This window comes from Rubrivirga sp. S365 (assembly GCF_032248475.1).
In the GTDB taxonomy this organism is placed as follows: domain Bacteria; phylum Bacteroidota; class Rhodothermia; order Rhodothermales; family Rubricoccaceae; genus Rubrivirga; species Rubrivirga litoralis.
In genome coordinates, this window is record NZ_JAVTTN010000001.1 from 1,288,983 (window position 1) to 1,307,612 (window position 18,630).

The following is an 18,630-nucleotide window of genomic DNA, read 5'->3' on the forward strand; positions in this document are numbered from 1 at the left end:
CCGCCCAACGCGGGGGCGGGGCGGGACACGGGACCCGGCGAGGGCGTAGGAGGCGGCCACACCTCTCCCACCCATGCTCTCGCAGAAACACACCTGGATGCTCGTCTCGGGCGGGGCGGCCGTCGCCGCCGCCTTTGCCACCCGCTCTCTCCTCAAAGTCGGCTGGAACGCGGCGACGGGCGAGGACCCGCCCCTCAACCCGGCCTCGTCGGAGACGGCCTGGACCGAGGCGCTCACGTGGACGGTCGCGGCGTCGGTCGTGGCCGGCGTCGCGCGGCTCGCCGCCCGCCGTGCGGCCGCCCACGTCCTCGACGGTCCGGTCCCCACGGACCGCTACGACGCCTGACCGCCCCGCCCACGCGGGCGGGGCGGTACAAGACGCCAGTTGGGCTGAAGTCGCCGGGCTCGCTCCCGACCGCCCCGCCCACGAGCGCCAGTCCGCGCCCAGCGGAGACCGCGAACAGCAGCATCGGCGCGCCGGTCACGACGGTGTAGACCTTGGCGAGGGACAGCGGCTCGATCCGGCGGAGGACGACGAGCATGTGGGGCGGGGTGGTGGAGGCGCTCCGTGCCGAGCGCCGCGCGGCCCCGCCCCGCCCCGCCCTCAGCGCTCGGCTTGGTAGGCGTCGAGGATCGCGCTCTTGATCTCGTCCTTCGTCATTGTGCTCCGGCCGCTCACGTCGAGCTCCTGGGCGCGCTCGTACAGCTCGTCCTTGGTCAGCCCGTCGCCGTCGGCGTGGCCCAGCTCCGCCATCGTCCGGCGGACGCGGTCGGGCCAGTCGGCGACCTGCTCGCCGGCGTCGTCGGCCGCCTTCTTGGTCCGCTCGGCCTCGCGACGGGCGCGGTCGGTGAGGAGCGCCCAGGCGTCGCGCGGGAGGTAACGGCTGGTGTGGTCGCCCCTGTCGGCGTCGGCCGCCCCGTCCTGGGTCTGCCAGTCCTGGTCGGTCCACGCCTCCAGGCTCTTCTGGCTCTCGGCCTTGTCGCCGGCGTAGCCGCCGCCGCGCCGCTCGTACTCCTGCGTCAGGAGCTGCGCCTTGCGGGCCGACCACTCGCCCTCGTCGCCGCCCTTGCCGCTGGCCTGGATGGCCTCCTTGATCCGCCAGCGGAGCTCGGGGTCATCGTACTTCTCGCTGTAGTCGTCGGGGATGTCGGACGCGTCGATGTCGGTCTCGTCGAGCCAGTCGTCGATCGTTTTGTCGGCCATGTGCGGGCGGGGCGGGGTGGTGCCCGGTGTCGACGCCCACCCCGCCCGGCGCGGTCCGCGGGCGGGGCGGCTCAGGGGAGGCCCGAGGGCGGGGCCTAGCCGCCCTGCGCTTCGCGGTGCAGTTGCTCGACCTGGTCCATTACGTGCTCAAGTACCCGGTCGGCGAGCCGAGCCGGTTCGTCCTCGCCAATTACCTGATCGTAACCAACCCGAATCATAGGAACAGACAGGTCCCTCAACCAAATTACGACATGATCCTCTCCGGACTCACCAGTTAATTCTAAACACATATTTAGATTCTTATATCCAGTAAACCCTATGAAGTCTACTACCAACTTAAAACTTGACCAGTAAGTATCAATTAGATCGTCTATACTAATTTCATGCATTGTGTGATATACACCACCCCAGTTGGCGTATATCAAAAACGTGCCCGGTTCTGAAAACAAAGGGGCTAATTCATCTCGCCCTTGATAAACGCGCTCCAGAAGCGGAGCGATAAGCTCCCGCGTAATCCGTGCCAACGCTGACGGCGACCGGCTCGCCGTCTTGTCCGAGGCCTCCACCTCCTTTTTCAGCAGCGCCACCCGGCGGCTGAACGCCGTCGGGTCCGGCTCGCCGCGGAGGGCGCGGAGGTACAGGTCGAGCGTCGCCGTCAGCTCGCCGGCCATGAAGCGGACGAACGGGCCGAGGTCGCCGGCGTCCGCCTCCGCGAGCGCGCCGTAGTAGGCGGGCCGGTTCCCCTGGCGGATGACTGCCGGCGGGTACCCCGCCCGCATCAGGACGAGGTTCATGAGCAGGCGCGCCATCCGCCCGTTCCCGTCGTCGAACGGGTGGATCGCGACAAAGCGGTGGTGGAAGTCAGCCGCGACCACGACGGCGTCCGCCCCGCCCTCCTCTACCTCTCGCCACCCCGCTCGGTAGCGGTCCACGAGGTCGGTCATGAGAGCGGGCGTCTCCTCGGGGCGCGCGTAGTAGTGCGTCTCGCCGGTCACGGTCTTGACGCTGTTCGAGAACGCCTTGAACTCGCCGGGCGTGGCGGTCCGGCGCACGCGCTGGCCGTCCGCCGTCTCAGCCCACGTCTCGTAGGGCTCGCCGAGGAGCGCCCGGTGCAGTTCGCGGACCGCCGCCAGCGTCAGCGGCTCGTCCGCTCCGGCGAGCCGTTCGAGGTGGTCCAGCGCCTCGCGGTGGCCCTTGATGTCGAGGTGGTCCTTGAGCGGCTTCCCCTGCGCCGTCACGCCGTGCAGGAGGAGCGCGCGCGTCTCGCCGTACGTGAGCGTGTTGCCCTCGATGGCGTTCGAGTGGTAGGTCCACTCCAGGCGGAGCCGCTGCATCGCCTTCCCGACCTGCTCCGGATCGAGGGGGCGCATGGCGTCCAGCTCGTCTCGGAGAGCGCGGGCACGCTCGATCTGGGCGGCGGCTCCGAGCATCGCGGGGTCAGACACGGCTATCCGGGCGGGGTGGCGGTCTCTCCATATACGAACCGCGGCGCCCCGGTCGGGACGGTCCGCGCCTCGTCGGGCATCTCGACTTCGGGGAGGTGCACGGGCGGGGCGGCGCCGTCGAGCGGGTTGGGCTCGGCCCAGAGCGTGCCCCGGGTCGTCTCCATGACCACGTGATCTCCGGCGCGGCCGAGGACGTAATCGCGCGTGAGCGGCACCTTGCCGTCGGGCGTGTCGAGCACGTAGGTCGGGACCGCGAAGCCCGACGTGTGGCCGCGGAGCTGCCGCATGATCGCCATGCCCGTCTCGATCGGCGTCCGCAGGTGGGCCGTGCCGCCGATGAGCTGGGCCTGGTAGAGGTAGTACGGCCGGACGCGCATCGTGACCAGCCCCTCGCACAGCGCCCGCATCGTCTCGGCGTCGTCGTTGACGCCGGCCAGGAGGACGGTCTGGTTGCCCACAGGGACGCCGGCGTCGGCCAGCCGCGCGCACGCCGCGCGGGCCTCGGGCGTGAGCTCCTTCGGGTGGTTAAAGTGCGTGTTGAGCCAGACCGGGTGGTGCCGGGCCAGCACCGCGCACAGCTGGTCCGTGACCCGCATCGGGTTGACGACGGGCAAGCGTGACCCGAGGCGGACGACCTCGACGTGCGGGATCTGGCGGATCTCGCCGAGCAGCCAGTCGAGGTTGGCGTCCGAGAACACGAGCGGGTCGCCGCCGGTGAGCAGCACGTCGCGGATCTCGGGGTGCGCGCGGAGGTAGTCGAGCCCCGCCCGCAGCTCGTCCTTCCGCATCATAAAGTCGGCGTCGCCGACCATCCGCTTGCGGAGGCAGTAGCGGCAGTAGACCGCGCACTCGGACGTGACGCAAAAGGCGACCTTGTCCGGGTAGTTGTGGACGAGGTTCTTGACCGGGCTGTGGCCGCCCTCGTCCAGCGGGTCGACCACGCCGACGATGTCGGGCTCGACCTCGGCCCGCTGCGGGACCACCTGGAGGCGGACCGGGTCGCGCTCGTCGACGGGGTCCATGAGGCTGGCGTAGTACGGCGTGATGGTCCATCGGAACACGCCGTGCGTGGCCTCGATCGCCTCGCGCTCCGACGCCGTCGGGCGGACGTACCGTTCGAGGGCCTCGACCGTGTCGACGCGGTGGCGCATCTGCCAGCGCCAGTCGTCCCACTCGGCCGCCGAGCCGTTGTGCTGGGGCCGGGCCGTCATACGCCGTCGGGCGGGGCGGGGCGGCCGCCGGAGGGCGGGGCGACCGGGACGTCGGCGGGCTTGCGGACGTACGGGTACTTCCGGTACTGCTTCAGGACCTCGGGGTCGCGCGTCGTCTCGAACGTCTCGCCGCAGAGCGAGCACGTGAACGCGATCTTTTTGGGCGCGCTCGACACGCCGTTGAAGAGCGCGAACCACCCGCCGCCGCCGTACGTCAGGTCGGCGCGGACGGCGTGGTGGTAACGGTCGAACCCGTGGGCGTTGCAGGTCGGGCGGTCGGGCACGGCGGGGGCGGGGTGGCTCCGGGTGGTACCGCCCCGCCCGGTCGCCGTTCGCGGACGGGCCGTGGATTCCACCCCGCCCGCTCGAACGTCGGCCGCGACCGTTCCGAGCAGGCCGGAGCAGGAAGGGGAGTGAGATGCCTTCGCCCTGGCTCCCCACGTCCGGCGTGGCCTCTGAAGTGCCGTGGCCCGAGCTGGGGAGGCGCTCTGCGGGAGCGGCCCCGGTGGGCGGGGCGGGGAGGAGCGCACCACCCCGCCCGGCGGGCTTCCTCTGCCCGTCCTCCCTTTTCCCTTCCCCATTTTCCCTCTTCGGGGCTCCCCGGCGGCCGACGCGCGTACAGGTCCGTCCCCTCCCACACCACCCCCCTTCCCGCTTTGTCTAGCTCCCAACCCTCCCTCGGCGTCATCGGCCTCGGCGTGATGGGCCGCAACCTCGCCCTCAACGCGCTCGACGAGGGCGTCTCCGTCGCCGGGGCCGACCTCGGCGCCGACGCCGTCGAGGGCTTCCAGCAGGAGGCCGAGGGCCGCGCCGTCGCCGCGACGACCGACTTCGACGCCTTTCTCGACGCGCTCCCGACGCCGCGGAACCTGCTCGTGATGGTCCCCGCCGGCCCGCCGGTCGACTCGGTCATCCAGTCGGTCAAGGGCAAACTGTCCGAGGGCGACCTGCTCATCGACGGCGGCAACTCGTTCTTCCGCGACACGCAGCGGCGGCAGGCCGAGATGGCCGAGGCCGGGCTTCACTTTTTCGGGATGGGCGTCTCGGGCGGGGAGGAGGGCGCCCGCCACGGGCCGAGCATGATGCCCGGCGGGCCGAGCGAGGTGTACGACCGCGTGGCCCTGATCCTGGAAGGCATGGCGGCCAAGGTCGACGGCGACCCGTGCGTCGCCCACCTCGGCGGCGGCGCCGCAGGCCACTACGTCAAGATGGTCCACAACGGGATCGAGTACGGGCTCATGCAGATCCTGGCCGAGGCCTACGACGTGTGCAAGCGCGGCCTGGGCATGGGCAACGAGCAGATGGGCGACCTGTTCGGGCGCTGGAACGAGGGCGCGCTCCAGTCCTTCCTGGTCGAGATCACGGCCGACATCCTCCACCAGCCCGACGCCGCCGGGGTCCGGCCCGACGAGGAGCCCAGCGACGAGAGCCCGCCCGAGGGCGCGACCGGCCGCTACCTCCTCGACTTTATCGCCGACCACGCGAGCCAGAAGGGGACCGGCAAGTGGACGAGCCAGGACGCCATGGACCTCGGCGTGCCCACGCCGACGATCGACGTGGCCGTCACCAGCCGCTACCTCTCGGCGCTCAAGCCCGAGCGCGTCGCGGCGGCCGAACTGCTCGGCACGCCGGCCGGCCGCGTGAGCGGGGTGGAGGCCGACGTCGTCGGCCAGCTCGGGAACGCCGTCCACGCGGCGTTCCTCGTCACCTACGCCCAAGGCTTCGCCCTCCTCAAGCGGGCGTCGGACGCCTACGAGTTCGGGCTCGACCTGGGCCAAGTCGCGCGCATCTGGCGGGGCGGCTGCATCATCCGCGCCGCCATGCTCGAGTCGTTCCGCGCGGCGTTCCGGGCCGACGGCGACTTGGACAACCTGCTCGTGGCGCCGGTCGTGGCCAAGGAGCTCAACGGGCACCAGGAGGACATCCGCGACATCACGGCCGAGGCCGTCCGCGCGGGCATCCCGGTCCCGGCGATCTCGGCGTCGCTGTCCTACCTCGACTCGTACCGGAGCGCGTGGCTGCCGGCCAACCTCGTCGCCGCCCAGCGCGACTACTTCGGCGCCCACACGTTCTCGCGCGTCGACCGCGACGGCGTGTTCCACGCCCAGTGGGCGCCGGCTGGGCTGTGAGAAACTGTTGAGCCGCCGGCTCCGAGTCTCCTCCCCCCCGGCGGGGGAGGTCGGGAGGGGAGACCCAGGACGGCCGCCCCGCCCTCGCTGGCCGCTCCGATGTCTGTCCCCTCCCTGGCCCTCCCCCGGTGGGGGAGGGGGAACCTCTACTAAACGGTTTCTGATAGCGACGGGTGACGAGTAGAGGGCGGGGTGGCGCCTGCTCAACCACCCCGCCCCCACCGTTCCCTCCTGCTCATCACTCATAACCCATTACCCGTAATGCGCGTCCCCCCCACGGTCCAGCTCGTCCTCTTCGGCGGCGGTGGCGACCTTGCCCACCGGAAGCTCGTCCCGGCCCTCTACGACCTCCACCGCGAGGGGCACCTGCCGGCCGAGGTCGACGTGGTCGGCGTCGACATGGCGGAGATGGACGACGGCGGGTTCGCGTCGTTCGCCTGCGACGCGGCCACCTCGCTCGGCCGCTTTTTCCCCAAGGACGCGGCCAACCAGGACTGGGACGCCTTCGAGGAGCGGCTGGCCTACGTCCAGGGCGACGTGACGCAGGCCGAGACGTTCGAGCGGCTCCGCGAGCGGCTCGACGCGCTCGCCCCGGACGGCGAGGCCCCGCACCGCGTGTTCTACCTGTCGGTCGCCCCGTTCCTCGTCGAGCCCATCGTGCGCGGGCTGACGGAGGCGCACCTGCTCGACGACATCGTGCGGAGCCGGATCGTCATCGAGAAGCCGTTCGGTCACGACCTCGAGAGCGCTCGGGCGCTCGACCGGACGCTCACCGAGACTATCGACGAGAGCCAGGTGTACCGGATCGACCACTACTTGGGCAAGGAGACGGTCCAGAATATGCTGGCCTTCCGGTTCGCGAACGTCCTGTTCGAGCCGATCTGGGACGCCCGTTACGTCGACCACGTTCAGATCACGGTGGCCGAGACGGTCGGCGTCGAACACCGGGGCGGGTACTACGAGGGGGCCGGGGCGCTCCGCGACATGGTCCAGAACCATCTCCTCCAACTCCTGTGCCTGGTGGCGATGGAGCCGCCCGTCGCGTTCCAGGCCGACGAGGTCCGCAACAAGAAGGTCGACGTGCTCCGGGCGGTCCGCCCGATCGCGCCCGACCGGGTGCACGAGGTGGCCGTGCGCGGCCAGTACGGGTCGGGGTTCCTGGGCGGGGCGGAGGTCCCGGCGTACCGGGCGGAGCCCAACGTCGACCCGCACTCGACGACCGAGACGTATGCCGCGCTCAAGCTCGAGGTCGACAACTGGCGCTGGCACGGCGTCCCGTTCTACCTCCGCACGGGGAAGCGGATGCCGCGGCGCGTGTCGGAGGTCTCGGTCCAGTTCCGGCCCGTCCCGCACCGGGCGTTCCCGGCCGGGGCCGACGAGGCGTGGCAGCCGAACCGGCTCGTCATCCGCATCCAGCCCGACGAGGGCATCGTGCTCCGGTTCCAGGCCAAGCGGCCCGGCCCGTCGATGCTGCTCCACCCGGTCGCCATGCGGTTCGACTACGACGACGCGTTCGAGACCCCGCCCGAGGCGTACGAGACGCTGCTCCTCGACGCCATCCGCGGCGACGCCACGCTGTTCATGCGGGCCGACCAAGTGGAGACGGCGTGGGAGGTGGTCCAGCCCGTCCTCGACGCGTGGGCCGAGTCGCCGCCGGCCGAGTTCCCGAACTACGCCTCGGGCACCTGGGGGCCGGCCGCGGCCGACCGGATGCTGGCCCACGACGGCCGCTCGTGGTTCGAGCCGCTCCCGCCGGATCCCACGCCGGCCGGCATGGCGCCGGAGGCCGCCATCGAGGCGCGGCCGGCCTCGGTGGCGCAGGAGGGATAGCGCCGCCCCGCCCCCCAGGCACCACGCCGAGGGCGGGGCGGGGGCGGCAGGGGTGCGGCCGCCCCGCCCTCGCCCTTCGTTGCGTGCCTGTTGGCTCCACCGCGGGCGGGGCGGTCGTCGGGCGGGGAGGCCGCCCCGCCCTACTCGGCACCGGGGCGCGGCAGGGTCCGTTGCCGATCCGCCACCCCGCCCACGGCACGGGCGGGGCGGGCGTTGAGGCCGCCGCGCCGTGTGGGAATGCCAGCCGAGGGACATGGGGCATTTTGGTGTACCAAAGGAGACGGTGTAAGGGCCTAAATGTAGATTCGGCCGGCGCGCGCGATACCGATCCACTCACGCGCCCTCTCCCGCCTGTGCGCCGGCTCCTGCCCCTCGTCGTCCTGCTCCTCCCCGCCCTTGCGGCGGCCCAAGACCTCCCCATCCGCTGGGGGGACGTCACCGACGCCGAGCGCGCGCTCGACGCGGCCCCCGACGACCCCGACGCCGCGGCCGTCGTGCTGGGCGACGTCGGGGTGGCGGAGCTCGAATACGACCGGTACCGGAACGACTTCCGCTACACGGTCCGCCGCCACCGCCGCGTCAAGGTGCTCCGCGAGAGCGGCTACGAGCTGGGCGAGTTCGCCTACCGCTACCACCGCGACAACAAGGTCCGCAGCGTGAAGGGGCAGACGTTCGTGCCCGAACCCGACGGCTCGATGCGGCGCGTCGAGCTCGAGGGCGGGGCGGTCCTCGACGGCGACGTCGGGGAGGACCTCCGCGAGGTTCGGTTCTCGATGCCGGCTCTCACCCCAGGCGCCATCTTCGAGTTCTCGTACGTCTACGAGAGCGACAACATCTTCTCGCCGCCGCCGTGGGTCTTCCAGTCCGGCGAGCCGACGCTCGTGAGCGAGTACCGCTTCGAGGTTCCGGAGTTTTTCGACTACATGGCCTACACGCAGGGCGGCCAGGTCGAGGTGCAGCCGACCCAGGGCGACTACCGGCGCGACTGGCGGACGACCACGCTGCGGTGGACGGCCCACGACGTCCCGGCCCTCCGAGAGGAGCCGTTTACGACGACCGAGGCGGACTACGAGCAGAAGGTGCTCCTCCAGCTCCGCCGCATCAACCCGCGCAACCAGCCGACGCGGACCGTTCTCGGGACGTGGGAGAAGGTGGCCAACGAGCTCGACGGCCACAACGAGTTCGGGCGGCGCCTCCGCCCCGGCCGCCGCGTCCGTGCGCTCGCCGCCGACGCGTCGGGGACGCCGGGCGAGGTGGCCCGCGCGCTCTACGACCTCGTCCGCACGCAGTACGTGTGGAACGAGCGGGGCGGGGTGTTCGCGGAGCGCAACCTCGAGGACGTCGTCGAGGCGAAAGGGGGGACGGCGGCCGAGCTCAACCTGCTCCTCGCGTCGCTCCTCCGCGAAGCCGGCGTCGCGGCCACGCCTGTCCTGCTCTCGACGCGCGGGAACGGCCGGGCGCTCGACGTCTACCCGCTCGTCAACCAGTTCGACTGGGTCGTGGTGCTGGCCGAGGTCGAGGGTGAGCCGCCCCAGCTTCTCGACGCGACCGACCCGAACCGGCCGTACGGCCTCCTCCCGGTCCAGGCCCTCAGCGGGGCCGGCTGGCTCGCCGACCGCGACCGCCCCGAGTGGATCGACTTCGGGGCGCCCGGCGGCACCTCCACCTCCATCACCGTCCAGGCCGAGGTCGCGCCCGAGGGCGGGGCGGCGGGGAGCGTGCGCCTCCGGCTGGACGGGTACGCCGCGCTCGACGCGCGTACCCGACTGGACGAGGAGGCCGCCGGCGCTCCGGCCGCGGCCGCCACGCAGGCCGCCGAGGCGGCCGCCGAGGCCCCCGACGAGGTCGAGATGGAGGTGGTCTCGGTCGAGGGCGCCGGCGACCCGTACGCCCCGCTCCAGATGGACGCCACGTTCGCGGCGCCGGACGCCGGCGAGGTGGTCCTCGACGAGATCTACCTGACGCCGGCGCTCCTCATGCGGCTCGACGAGAACCCGTTCGAGCGCCCGACGCGCGCCTTCCCCGTCGACTTTGCCTACCCCTCGACGCGGACGTACGTCGCCGACCTCGCGCTCCCCGAGGGCTACGCCGTCGAGGAGGTGCCCGACCTGCTCGCGCTCACGATCCCGAGCCGGGCCGTGACCTACCGCCGGGCCGTCGTGGCGCAGCCGGGCCGGCTCGTCGTCCGCGCCGTGCTGACGGTGGCTCAGGCGCAGGTGTCGCCCGAAGAGTACCCCGCCCTGCGGAGGCTCTACGACGAGATCGTAGCGGCCGAGGGCGAGGCCGTCGTCCTGACGCGGACGGCCGCCCCGCCCCCGGCGGCCCCAGACGAAGCGGTTACAGAGGAGGCCGCCGCGGGCGAGGCGCCCACGGGCGGGGCGGCCACGGGCGGGGCGGAGGCCGCCTCCGAGACGGGGGGACAGCGATGACCGCCCCGCCCCGACTGACTTTTGCTGCGTGGTGCCTCGCCGCGGCGGTCCTGGCAGCCCTCCCCGCCCGCGCCCAGGACGCCGCGTTCGCCGTCACGCCCGAGACCGCCGCGTTCGCCGACGGGGCTCCGGCCGTCGTCCGGCTCTACGAGACCGAATACGACGTGGCCTCGCCCGGACGCGCGACGACGCGCGTGCGCCTGGTGACGACGGCGTTCGGGCCGGCGGGGCGGGAGGCGGCCGGGGCGCTCCGCCTCGTCCACGGCGGGTTCCGCGACCTGCGCCGCGTCGAGGGCACGCTCCGCGACGCGGACGGCCGCGTCGTCGGCACGGCGGGCGGGCGCGACGGCGAGGACCGCGCGCTGACGTCGCTCTACGAGGACCTCCGGCTCCGCTCCGTCGAGCTCTATGGCGACCGCTACCCGTTCACGGTCGAGTGGGCGTACGAGATCGAGCACCGCGGCGTCCTCGGCTGGCCGACGTGGCGGCCGCAGCCGGAGGGCCGCCCGGTCGAGTCGGCCGCGTTCTGGCTCGAAGTCCCGTCCGAGACGCTCGTGCGGACGTGGACGCGCGACTTGGGCGAGGGCGTCCGCGTCCGGTCGGGCGGGCGCGACCGCTACGCGTGGGGCCTCGCCGGCCGCCCCGCCGCCGAGGCGGAGCCGTTCGGGCCGCCGTGGTGGGACCAACTCCCCGTGCTCCGGCTGGGGACCGACCGCTTCGAGATCGGGGACGCTCCGGGCCGGCTCGACTCGTGGGACGCGTTTGGGGCGTGGTACGGCGGGTTGTCGCAGGACCGGCAGGCGCTCCCTGAGGCCGCCCGCGCCGCGGTCCACCAGATCATCGAGGGCGCAGCGACGGACCGCGAGAAGGCGCGGCGCCTGTACCGGCACCTCCAGCAGACGACGCGCTACGTGAGCGTCCAGCTCGGGCTGGGCGGCTGGCAGCCGTTCGACGCGGCCTACGTGTTCGAGCGGCGCTACGGCGACTGCAAGGCGCTCACGAACTACATGCAGGCGCTGCTCGCCGAGGCCGGCATCGCGTCCGACCCGGTCCTGGTCGAGGCCGGCGAGCACGGCTCGGCGCTCGCCGAGGACTTCCCGGACAACGCGTTCAACCACGTCGTCCTCCGCGTGGCGCTCCCCGACGAGGCCGAACTGCCGATGCGGACGGCCCCGATTCGGGCGGGCGCGGCGTGGCTCGAATGCACGAGCCCCTACGCCGCCTTCGACCACCTCGGCGCCTTTACCGAGGGCCGCCCCGCCCTCCGCGTGACCGACACCGGCGGCGAGCTGGTCCAAACGCCCGTGAGCGCGCCCGACGCCAACCGAACGCTCCGCACGGCGACCGTGCGCCTCGACGAGCGGGGCGGGGCGGAGGCCGACGTCGCGTGGGCGCTGCGCGGCGAGCCGCGCGCCGACGCCCTCGCCGTGTTCGACCGGACCACGTCGGCCGAGCACGCCGGCATCTTACGCGAGGTGACGGGCCTCCCCAGCCTCGACGTCCTCGACTTCGACCTGTCCGGCGCGGCCGAGCGTCCCGACGAGGTCACGATCAGCGCGCGGCTCCGCATCGCCCACGCCGCGCGGCGGGCGGGCGGGCGGCTCCTGGTCGGCCTGGCCCCGTTCGCGGGTGCGGCGCCGGCGCTGCCCCATGTGGACGCGCGCGCGCAGCCGGTGTGGCTGGGGTCGGCCTCGGCCGAGCGCGACACGGTCCGCTTCGTGCTCCCCGAGGGCTACGGCGTGTACCGCCTCCCCGAGCCGGTCCAGATTGTGAGCCCGGCCGGGCGCTACCGTTTGGAGGCGGAGACGACGGACGACGGAGCGCTCGTCGTCGTCCGCGAGCTCGTTGTGGAGACGCCGCGCTTGCCAGCGGAGGCGTACGACGAGGCGCGCGCCTTTTTCGCCGCCGTCGCCCGCGCCGACGCCGAGCAGGCCGTCCTCCGAACGGAGCGGTAACGGAGGCGCCGCGCCGCGCCACCCCGCCCGGTACCACCCCACCCCGCCCCGCACGCGCAGAATCGGTGGAGTCCGCCGCCGGGCGGGGCGGCGGCGCCCGCGTGCGTAGGATGGGCCGCCCCACGCCCGCCGCCTCGTGAGAAGAGAGGAGCGGAGGAGACGAGGCCGGAAGATGCCCCTCCTCTTCTCTTCCCCCTCCTCCTTCCTCCTCCTCCCCCCTCCGCCCCGCCCATGTCGCCTCTCGTTCGCCGCACGCTCGTCGGCTCCGCCCTCGTGGGCGGGGCGGTCGCCGCCGGCGCCGCCGCCCTCCGTCACCCCGTGTTCGGGGCCGCGCCCGAGGGCGAGCGGCTCGCCCGCATGCGGCGGTCGCCGCAGTGGCGGGGCGGCCGGTTCCAGAACCCCGAGGGCGCGCGCGTGGGCGCCTCGCCGGGGGCCGCGTGGGCGTGGCTGACGGACCGGGCCGCCGACCGCCGCCCGGGCGGGGCGGTCCCGACGGTGCCCCGCCGCGCCGTCTCGTTCACGGCCCCGCAGGACCTCCGCGTGACGTGGCTCGGCCACTCGACGGCGCTCCTGGAAGTAGAGGGCGCGCGCCTCCTGACGGACCCCGTCTGGAGCCCGACGGCGTCGCCGGGCGCGGCGTTCGGGGTGCGGCGCTTTTTCGAGCCGCCGCTCCCGCTCGACCAGGTCCCCTCGCTCGACGCCGTCCTCGTCACACACGACCACTACGACCACCTCGACTGGCAGACCGTCCGGGCGCTCGTGCCGAGCGTGCCGCGGTGGCTGGTCCCGCTCGGCGTCGGCGCGCACCTGGAGGCGTGGGGCGTGCCGGCCGATCGGATCACCGAGCTCGACTGGTGGGAGGAGGCGACGGTCGCCGGGCTCCGTGTGGTCGCTACGCCGGCCCGCCACTTTTCGGGCCGCACGCTGGGCGACCGCGACCGGACGCTGTGGTGCGGGTGGGCGGTCCTGGGACGCGACCGCCGCGTCTACGTCACGGGCGACGGCGGGTACCAGGCGGCGTTCGCCGAGGTCGGCCGGCGGCTCGGGCCGTTCGACGCCACGCTCGTCGAGGTCGGCGCGTACAACGCGCTCTGGGCCGACATCCACATGGGGCCGGAGCAGGCCGTGCGCGCCGTCCAGGACGCCCGCGGCGGGCTCATGCTCCCGGTCCACTGGGGCACGTTCGACCTCGCGCTCCACGGGTGGACCGAGCCCGTCGAGCGGGCGCTCGTGGCCGCGGGCGCCGCCGGCGTGCCCACCGCGGTGCCGCGCCCGGGCGAGAGCGTCTTCCCGTTCGCCCCGCCCCCGCCCGAGCGGTGGTGGCCGGATCTGGACTGGCAGACGGCGGCCGAGGCGCCGGTCGTCTCGGGCGGGGTGGGGCGGTAGGCCGGTGGGTCAGGCCGCCCCGCCCGGCAGGTCCGTCCGCGTCGGGCGGGGTGGTGGGCCATGTCGTAGGGGCACGGCTCGCCGTGTCCGCCGGAGGGCGGGGCGGACGCCGCGGGCTGCCCCGCCCGTGCGCCATCCCCGCAGGATGGGAGCGGGGCGGGCATCGTCCGCTCGCCGCTCGCGCTGGTCCACCCCGCCCGCGTGGAGTAGAGCGGTGCACCGCGCCGCTTCCTGAGGGCGGGGCGGGGCGGACGCCGTAGGCCACCCCGCCCGCGCGTTGCACCGCTCGCCTCGGGTGGGGCGGACCCGCCGGGCCGGCCGATGTCACAGCGTCGTCACCGGGCGGCGGTACTCGTGGGCCGCCCCGCCCCGTTCTCCCAGGCCACCCCGCCCCCGACCCGCCTTGCTCTGCCCGCCCCGCCCGACAGCGGACTCGGCGGGCGGGGTGGAACGGCAGGGTAGGGCGGCGTGTAGCCCCCGATCTGGCCCAGCTCAACCCCGTGGACGATAGCATCCTGATTCGCGGCGCCCGCGAGCACAACCTCCAAGGCGTCGACCTCGACATCCCCCGCAACGAGCTCGTGGTCGTGACCGGCCTGTCGGGGAGCGGCAAGTCGTCGCTCGCGTTCGACACGATCTACGCCGAGGGCCAGCGGCGCTACATGGAGTCGCTCTCCAGCTACGCGCGCCAGTTCCTGGGCGTCATGGAGCGGCCGGACGTCGACTTTATCGACGGGCTCTCGCCGGTCATCGCCATCGAGCAGAAGACCGTGAGCCGCAACCCGCGCTCGACGGTCGGCACGGTGACGGAGATCTACGACTTTCTCCGGCTCCTCTACGCCCGCGCCGCCGAGGCGTACTCGTACAAGTCGGGCCGGCCCATGCGGCGGCAGTCGGACGACGAGATCATCGACGCCATCGCCGCCTTCCCCGAGGGCACGCGCGTGCAGATCCTGGCGCCGGTCGTGCGCGGGCGAAAAGGGCACTACCGCGACCTGTTCGAGCAGGTCGCCAAGCAGGGGTTCTCGCGCGTCCGCGCCGACGGCGAGGTCCGCGAGATCGAGAAGGGGATGCAGCTCGACCGCTACGCGATCCACGACGTCGAGGTCGTCGTCGACCGGCTCGTCGTCAAAGACGGCATCCGGCCGCGCGTGGCGCAGGCGGCCGAGATCGCGCTCGGCATGGGCGGCGGCACGCTCATCGCCCAGGTCGACCGCGTGCCCGCCCCGCCCGCGGACGGCGGGGGCGGGGCGGCTGCGGGCGGGGTGGTAGTCGAGCCCGGCGACGTCCTGTTCTCGCGCCACCTCACGGCCCCCGAGGACGGGTTGAGCTACGAGGACCCCTCGCCCAACACGTTCAGCTTCAACAGCCCCTACGGCGCGTGCCCGGCGTGCAACGGGTTGGGCGTGCGCAAAGAGATCGACCCCGGCCTCGTGGTCCCCGACGACGCCAAAACCATCGCTCAGGGCGGGGTGGCGGCGCTGGGCAAGCCCAAGGACGTCTGGGTCTTTAGCCAGCTCCGCGCCGTCGCCGAGGTCTACGGGTTCGACTTCGAGACGCCCGTCCGCGACCTCACCGACGCCCAGCGCGGCGTGCTCCTGGGCGGGGCGGGCGACGAGCAGTTCGACATCGCCTACAAGTACAAGGGCCGCGAGGTCGTCTACCAGCACCGCTACGGCGGCGTCTACGGGCACGTCCAGCACACGCTGGACAACGCCTCATCGAAGACGCAGCGCCAGTGGGCCGAGGCGTTCATGCGGCTCCTCCCGTGCGGCGTCTGCGGCGGCGGCCGCCTCAAGCCGGAGTCGCTGAGCTACCGGATCGGCAACACGCACACCTACGAGGGCGACCAGAGCATCGCGGACCTCGTGCAGCTCGACCTCCGCGCGCTCCGCGCGTGGTTCGAGGGTCTGGAGCTGGAGGGCCGGCAGGAGACGATCGGCGGGCCGGTCGTCAAGGAGATCTGCGAGCGCCTGGACTTCCTCCTCAACGTCGGCCTGGACTACCTCACGCTCGACCGCCCCGCCCGCACGCTCTCGGGCGGGGAGTCGCAGCGGATCCGGCTGGCGACCCAGATCGGGACGCAGCTGACGGGCGTGCTCTACGTGCTCGACGAGCCGTCCATCGGGCTCCACCCGCGCGACAACGCCAAGCTCATCGCGTCGCTGACGGCGCTCCGCGACCTGGGCAACTCGGTCCTCGTGGTCGAGCACGACCGCGAGATGATCGAGGCGGCCGATTTTGTCGTTGATCTCGGGCCGGGCGCTGGGGAGTACGGCGGGAAGCTGCTCGCGGCCGGCCCGCCGTCCCAGATCGCCGACGTGTCGGGCGACGGCGCCCCGCCCGCGTCGCTCACGACGGCCTACCTCTCCGGCCTCCGCGCCGTGCCCACGCCGGCGCCCGACGAGCGCCGGAAGGGGACGGGCAACGTGCTGCGGCTGGAGGGCGCGCGCGGCCACAACCTCAAAGACGTGACCGTCGAGGTCCCGCTCGGCACGCTGACCGTGGTCACGGGCGTGAGCGGCTCGGGCAAGTCGTCGCTCGTGAACCAAACGCTCGCCCCGATCCTCTCGTCGCACTTCCACAACGCGACGGCCGTCCCGCTCCCGTACCGCGAGATCGAGGGCCTGGAGCACCTGGACAAGACGATCGTCATCGACCAGAGCCCGATCGGGCGCACGCCACGGTCGAACCCGGCGACCTACACGGGCCTGTTCACGCTCATCCGCGACCTGTTCGCGCGGCTGCCCGAGTCCGAGATTCGCGGCTACAAGCCGGGCCGGTTCTCGTTCAACGTCAAGGGCGGGCGGTGCGAGACGTGCAAGGGGGCCGGCATCGTGAAGCTGGAGATGAACTTCCTCCCCGACGTCTACGTCGAGTGCGAGACGTGCAAGGGGCAGCGCTACAACGCCGAGACGCTGGCCGTCCGCTACAAGGGCAAGAACATCGCCGAAGTGCTGGACATGCCGGTGTCGGAGGCGCTGGCGTTCCTGGGCGCCGTGCCGCGCATCGCGCGCAAGCTCCGCACGCTCGACGCCGTCGGCCTGGGCTACATCCGGCTCGGCCAGCAGGCGACGACGCTCTCGGGCGGGGAGGCGCAGCGGATCAAGCTGTCGAAGGAGCTCTCGCGGCCGGGCACGGGCCAGACGCTCTACATCCTCGACGAGCCCACGACGGGCCTCCACTTCGAGGACGTCCGCCACCTGCTCATCGTGCTCCAGGCGCTCGTCGACAAGGGCAACACGGTCCTCGTCATCGAGCACAACATGGACGTGGCCAAGCAGGCCGACTGGGTCCTCGACCTGGGGCCGGAGGGCGGGGCGGGCGGCGGCCACCTGCTCTACGCCGGTCCGCCCGAAGGGCTCGCGGACGCCGACAGCCCAACGGCCCCGTTCCTCGCCGAGGAGCTCGCACGCGCGGGCGGGGCGGGCCTCGACGTGCGCCCCATCGACCTCGACGCGCTCGTGAGTGGCGACGACGACGACGACACGGACGACGTAGAGGAGGACGAGCCGGAGGCGGAGGAGGCGTAGCGGGCAGACGCGCCCGAGACCGCCCCGCCCGCCCAAGACCACCCCGCCCGCACCGCCCCACTCGCAGTCTGGGCGGGGCGGGGTGGCGGCCCTCTCCTCGATCTCCTCGCGCCCCGCCCGCAGGCGGGGCGGTAGGTTCGTTCGATGCCGTTGCTCCCGATCGTCCCCTACGCCGAGCGCCGCGACCGCCTCGCGGCCGTGCTCGACCGGCGCGCCGTGTTCGACGACGCCGTCGAGGCCGCCGTCCGCGCGATCCTCGACGACGTGCGCGGGCGGGGCGACGCGGCGCTCCTGGACCTGACCGAGCGGTTCGACGGCGTCCGCCCCGCCCCGCTCAAGGCGACGGCGGACGAGCTGGACGCAGCGCTCGACGCGCTCGACGCCGGCTTGCGCGAGACGCTGGAGGCGGCCGCCGCGAACGTCCGCCGGTTCCACGAGGCCGAGATGCCGGCGTCGTGGATGCGCGACGACGGCGACGGCGTGGCGTACGGCCAGCGCGTGATGCCGGTCGACCGCGCCGGGCTCTACGTGCCGGCCGGGACCGCCCCGCTCCCGTCGAGCGTGGTCATGAACGCCGTGCCCGCGCTCGTGGCCGGCGTCGGCGAGCTCCACCTGTGCAGCCCGCCGGGGCCGGACGGGCGGCCGCACCCGCTCGTGATGGCGACGGCGCGGCTCCTCGGCGTCGAGCACGTCTACGCCGTGGGCGGGGCGCAGGCCGTCGCCGCGCTCGCGTTCGGGACCGAGACGGTCCCGCGCGTCGACGTGGTCGTGGGGCCGGGCAACGCATATGTGGCGACGGCCAAAAAGCTCGTCGTCGGGCAGGTCGGGATCGACTCGGTCGCCGGCCCCTCCGAGGTCGTCGTGCTGGCCGACGCCGACGCGGACCCGACGTTCGCGGCGGCCGACCTGCTCGCGCAGGCCGAGCACGACGGCCGCGCGAGCGCCGTCCTCGTCACGCCGTCCCTGTCGCTCGCCGAGGCGGTCCAGGCCGAGGTCGAACGCCTCGTCCCCACGCTCCCCCGCGCCTACGTGCTCCGCGAGTCCGTCCCGGCCTACGGCGCCGCGATCGTGACCGAGACGATGGACGAGGCCGTCGCGTGCGTCGACGAGCTGGCGCCGGAGCACCTCGTCATCCTGTCGGACGACGCCGAGGCGCTGTGGGCGCAGGTCCGGCACGCCGGCGCCGTCTTTCTCGGCCCGCACTCGCCCGAGCCCGTCGGCGACTACTTCGCCGGCCCCAACCACGTGCTCCCGACCGGCGGCACGGCCCGGTTCGCGTCGGCGCTCGGCGTGGGCGTGTTCCTGCGCCGGCAGTCCGTGCTCCGCTACTCGGCCGCGCGCCTGGCGCAGACCGGCGAGGCCATCGCCCGCCTCGCCGAAGCCGAAGGGCTCGACGCCCACGCCCTCGCCGTTCGCTTGCGGCTCGATCCAGGTACGGGGTACGAGGTACGAGGTACGGCCGCCGAAGCGTAGCGCCACTCTCCACCTGTACCCGGTACCCCGCACCC

At 73.3% G+C, this 18,630-nt stretch carries 12 protein-coding genes; 8 read left to right on the top strand and 4 right to left on the bottom strand.

Annotation, left to right across the window (positions count from 1 at the left end; genetic code table 11):
• Positions 1–73 precede the first annotated feature (73 nt).
• Positions 74–346, top strand: coding sequence for a DUF4235 domain-containing protein (locus RQM47_RS05600; RefSeq protein ID WP_311663072.1), 273 nt, complete (start codon positions 74–76; stop codon positions 344–346).
• A gap of 258 nt (positions 347–604) precedes the next feature.
• Here RQM47_RS05600 and RQM47_RS05605 read toward each other — a convergent pair whose 3' ends face one another.
• The 4 genes from RQM47_RS05605 to RQM47_RS05620 form a co-directional block, all read right to left on the bottom strand.
• Entirely contained in the window at positions 605–1,204 is a 600-nt protein-coding gene (locus tag RQM47_RS05605) for a hypothetical protein (protein ID WP_314007822.1), read from the bottom strand.
• Positions 1,205–1,299: 95 nt separating this feature from the next.
• The gene (locus RQM47_RS05610; RefSeq protein ID WP_314007824.1) at positions 1,300–2,649 is read right to left on the bottom strand and encodes a Fic family protein; all 1,350 of its coding nucleotides are present in this window, start codon (positions 2,647–2,649) and stop codon (positions 1,300–1,302) included.
• A 2-nt stretch (positions 2,650–2,651) separates the two neighbouring features.
• A complete protein-coding gene (locus RQM47_RS05615) occupies positions 2,652–3,860 on the bottom strand; it encodes a KamA family radical SAM protein (protein ID WP_314007826.1) in 1,209 nt (402 codons plus the stop codon).
• The gene (locus tag RQM47_RS05620) at positions 3,857–4,144 is read right to left on the bottom strand and encodes a hypothetical protein (RefSeq protein ID WP_314007828.1); all 288 of its coding nucleotides are present in this window, start codon (positions 4,142–4,144) and stop codon (positions 3,857–3,859) included. The genes RQM47_RS05615 and RQM47_RS05620 overlap by 4 nt, the downstream gene beginning before the upstream one ends.
• Before the next feature lie 372 nt (positions 4,145–4,516).
• Here RQM47_RS05620 and gndA point away from each other — a divergent pair, with 372 nt between their 5' ends.
• From gndA to hisD, 7 genes are all read left to right on the top strand, one after another.
• Positions 4,517–5,989: an NADP-dependent phosphogluconate dehydrogenase gene (gene gndA, locus RQM47_RS05625; protein ID WP_311663067.1), complete on the top strand. Its 1,473-nt coding sequence runs from the start codon at positions 4,517–4,519 to the stop codon at positions 5,987–5,989.
• A gap of 261 nt (positions 5,990–6,250) precedes the next feature.
• A complete protein-coding gene (zwf, locus tag RQM47_RS05630) occupies positions 6,251–7,819 on the top strand; it encodes a glucose-6-phosphate dehydrogenase (RefSeq protein ID WP_314007830.1) in 1,569 nt (522 codons plus the stop codon).
• A 353-nt stretch (positions 7,820–8,172) separates the two neighbouring features.
• The gene (locus RQM47_RS05635) at positions 8,173–10,248 is read left to right on the top strand and encodes a DUF3857 domain-containing protein (RefSeq protein ID WP_314007832.1); all 2,076 of its coding nucleotides are present in this window, start codon (positions 8,173–8,175) and stop codon (positions 10,246–10,248) included.
• On the top strand, positions 10,245–12,203 hold the full coding sequence (locus tag RQM47_RS05640; RefSeq protein WP_314007834.1) for a DUF3857 domain-containing protein: 1,959 nt from the start codon (positions 10,245–10,247) through the stop codon (positions 12,201–12,203). Before RQM47_RS05635 ends, RQM47_RS05640 begins: the two co-directional genes overlap by 4 nt.
• A 231-nt stretch (positions 12,204–12,434) precedes the next feature.
• A complete protein-coding gene (locus RQM47_RS05645) occupies positions 12,435–13,589 on the top strand; it encodes an MBL fold metallo-hydrolase (protein ID WP_314007836.1) in 1,155 nt (384 codons plus the stop codon).
• Positions 13,590–14,089: 500 nt separating this feature from the next.
• A complete protein-coding gene (gene uvrA / locus RQM47_RS05650) occupies positions 14,090–17,122 on the top strand; it encodes an excinuclease ABC subunit UvrA (RefSeq protein WP_314007839.1) in 3,033 nt (1,010 codons plus the stop codon).
• Positions 17,123–17,272: 150 nt separating this feature from the next.
• Complete coding sequence (gene hisD, locus RQM47_RS05655) at positions 17,273–18,595, top strand: histidinol dehydrogenase (RefSeq protein ID WP_409945961.1); 1,323 nt, start codon at positions 17,273–17,275, stop codon at positions 18,593–18,595.
• The last annotated feature ends 35 nt before the right edge of the window (positions 18,596–18,630 follow it).